Annotated in this window: 1 pseudogene; it reads left to right on the top strand. The window is 68.1% G+C overall.

Features of this window, described 5'->3' with window-relative positions:
- Nucleotides 1–232: pseudogene (locus tag ACMUOY_RS20855) on the top strand (3-oxoadipyl-CoA thiolase); the annotation flags it as partial.

Raw genomic sequence — 232 nt, 5'->3', positions numbered from 1 at the left:
GAATGGCGCGCTTTCAGCCGTCCGCCCGGACGACCTGGCCGCGCTGGTAATCGCTGAAGTCGTCCGGCGCGCTGGGATTGACCCCCACCTGATTGACGAAGTCTACTTCGGCTGCGCCAACCAGGCCGGCGAGGACAACCGCAACGTGGCGCGCATGGCATCGCTGCTGGCAGGGCTGCCTCCGGAAGTGCCCGCTCTGACGGTCAACCGCCTGTGCGCTTCCGGTCTGGCG

It is taken from the genome of Candidatus Skiveiella danica (assembly GCF_022705245.1).
In the GTDB taxonomy this organism is placed as follows: Bacteria; Pseudomonadota; Gammaproteobacteria; order Burkholderiales; family Burkholderiaceae_C; genus Skiveiella; species Skiveiella danica.
Note: the sequence above shows the minus strand (reverse complement) of the source record. Positions and strands in the feature narration are given on the sequence as shown.